The 527-nt window shown below is 48.6% G+C and carries 1 pseudogene; it reads left to right on the top strand.

Annotation, left to right across the window (positions count from 1 at the left end):
• Window positions 1–168: 168 nt before the first annotated feature.
• Window positions 169–527: pseudogene (locus U868_RS23960) on the top strand (glycosyl hydrolase family 28-related protein); the annotation flags it as partial.

Here is a 527-nt window from a genome sequence, read left to right as displayed (position 1 = left end):
AATGGACGCTATGCGATGGGCAGTCTCTGACAAGAAACCAGATGCAGACGGCACGTTCTCCATCACAGCAAGCGAATATTTTGCACCGAAAGCAGACTATAACGTCTGACATAACACTCAAACCAACAAGCCAGCCATAGAGCTGGCTTTTTTATTGGAAAAAGGCACATGGCTACTATCCCTACTCAAAATGCAGTACCGAGTGAAGCACCGCGCGACCTGAAATTTAACTCAGGCAAAATTGACGAGTTCGTGACATCACTGGAACACGAATACAAAGACCGGTTTGGTCGCTGTCATATGACTATCGAAGGCATGCGCTGGATATTCGATCAGCTCATGGAGCGATTTAAAGTCGATATTAACCAGGCCATCATTGCCGCCGGTTACATCCCGATGGACAGCTTCCAGCAGGGCGCAGAGATAACAAAACGCAATGAAATTCTTCGTGACGAAACCACCGGTGAATATTACCGCTGGGATGGTGATTTGCCGAAGACGGTTCCTGCCGGGTCAACGCCTGAGTC

Origin of the sequence: Morganella morganii H1r, from assembly GCF_000633515.1 — a bacterium.
Classification (GTDB): domain Bacteria; phylum Pseudomonadota; class Gammaproteobacteria; order Enterobacterales; family Enterobacteriaceae; genus Morganella; species Morganella morganii_B.
This window is presented reverse-complemented; position numbering and strand designations above follow the sequence as displayed.